This window comes from Citrobacter sp. TBCS-15, assembly GCF_005280815.1.
In the GTDB taxonomy this organism is placed as follows: Bacteria; Pseudomonadota; Gammaproteobacteria; order Enterobacterales; family Enterobacteriaceae; genus Citrobacter; species Citrobacter werkmanii.
The window spans coordinates 1-1234 of the sequence record NZ_SZWK01000309.1 but is presented as its reverse complement, the minus strand read 5'-3'; the positions used below and the strand labels follow the sequence as shown (position 1 = coordinate 1234).

At 34.3% G+C, this 1234-nt stretch carries 2 protein-coding genes; both read right to left on the bottom strand.

Annotated features, from left to right (window positions below; genetic code table 11):
* The coding region (locus FDW96_RS22155) for a hypothetical protein (protein WP_212732934.1) at positions 1 to 603 on the bottom strand (603 nt) is incomplete at its 3' end.
* A partial coding sequence (locus FDW96_RS22150; protein ID WP_137366323.1) for a phage distal tail protein domain-containing protein occupies positions 603 to 1234 on the bottom strand: 632 nt, incomplete at its 5' end. The genes FDW96_RS22150 and FDW96_RS22155, both read right to left, overlap by 1 nt.

The following is a 1234-nucleotide window of genomic DNA, read 5'->3' as shown; positions in this document are numbered from 1 at the left end:
TCTAGGGTCTGTTTCAGATGGAGCGTGTTGAATGGTTGTAGTTGGTTGAAATTGAACCTTGGAAAATATCCTTTTTGCTACATCATGAGCTGATGAAGTTTCCGCTTTACGATTAATCGTAGCCTTTCCAGCAAAGATACTTGAATCAAAGAAATAACCATAACTCATTAAATTATTTTTATTAGGGTCAATTAAATAATTAATTATACCAGAGTTTGTCTTTTTGGCTATTGCGTTTGGAACGTCAAGACTTTCAATCATTGCCCAAAAGTAGTTTTTTAACGTAGCTTTATTACTTTCGTCTACATCGGTCACAAGGTAAACCATATCTAAATTCAGTTTTTTCCTCTTACCTAGAGCTTCTTCAATTGGAACAACTTCAGGAAAAAGTACTTGAACAATATCGCCAACTTCTACCGAAACGGTCAATGTAGCTGATGAAGTGTAAAGATAGCCTGTTTCCCACAGTTCGTAATCAATAACTTGACATCTTGCCTTTGGTATTGGAAGGCCTCTTTTTTCTTTTTTACCATTAGGCATTCTGAAATCAGATATATTGTAATAGTTAGGGTTAAAGTTATCATAAACGTTAGCTTCTAACATTAAATAAAGTCCGCCTTTCTCTTGATTTTAAGCTCTGCCTTACTTAAATTAACTAGCTCCATTTGACCTTTTTCAATTATACGAGTTCTGTATCGCTCAAAGTTCATTACAGGGAATAAGTTTAGTACAGTTGTACCCTTCCAGCCTTGATAAAATTCGTCATTTACATCTGTATTAATTAAAATATAATCTTGTACCTGTTCCGTCTTAAACACAATTGCAGTATATTCGTTTCCAACATCGTCTAAAAATCTAACTCCAGCAGGTGTTTTAGGAAGTTTCGGATATAATACCCCCATAAAACTAAATATTTTTTCTTTTATTTCCCAACGGCTTAAACGGCCTATGTCACTTTCCCCATAATAAGTGTAAGAGGTTCCTTCGATATACTTATAGTCTCCTGGTGCGGTTCCTCCATAAATTTTAGACTTACCAGAAAGAACTTTACCATTTTCAATCATGTCAAAAGTTAAATTTTCGTAAGTATACCACTTTGTAACTACATCGAAAGTTATCTTTTCGCTGAAAGTTCCGTTCTTACCGTAACCCTCTGTCTTTGTGACATCTGCTAAAGCTAAATCAGCATACACCTGAAAAATTTCTGTTTGATATTCAAGTGTAACGAATTTTT